The following is a 537-nucleotide window of genomic DNA, read 5'->3' as shown; positions in this document are numbered from 1 at the left end:
TTTGAAGCGATTCGCAAACTCATGGGCGGCGACCAACGAGCACACCTATTGCCGCTGGGTATTGAGCAACTGCCTAAACTGGAAGCGTTCGATACCGTGTTCAGCATGGGTGTTCTCTACCACCGTCGTTCTCCACTTGACCATTTGATTCAACTAAAAGATCAGTTGGTTTCTGGTGGTGAGTTAGTATTGGAAACCTTGGTAATCGAAGGCGATGAAAACGCAGTACTTGTGCCGACCTCACGCTACGCTCAAATGCGCAATGTGTACTTCTTCCCGTCTGCGAAAGCACTAAAAGTGTGGCTAGAACTGGTTGGTTTTGAAGATGTTCATATTGTTGATGAGAACGTGACTTCAGTTGATGAGCAACGCACAACAGATTGGATGACACACAACTCTCTACCAGATTACTTAGATCCAAACGATCCAAGCAAAACAGTGGAAGGCTACCCGGCACCACGCCGCGCAGTGCTGGTAGCACGTAAGCCATAATTAACTGAGATTTCTGACATTGTCTTAACTCTTTCCTGCCATTAA

General features: G+C 46.7%; 1 protein-coding gene. It reads left to right on the top strand.

Features of this window, described 5'->3' with window-relative positions:
- The coding region (gene cmoB / locus R8O11_RS30705; RefSeq protein WP_318195318.1) for a tRNA 5-methoxyuridine(34)/uridine 5-oxyacetic acid(34) synthase CmoB at positions 1–492 on the top strand (492 nt) is incomplete at its 5' end.
- Positions 493–537: the final 45 nt, after the last annotated feature.

This window comes from Vibrio sp. 1288 (assembly GCF_033344475.1).
This window is presented reverse-complemented; position numbering and strand designations above follow the sequence as displayed.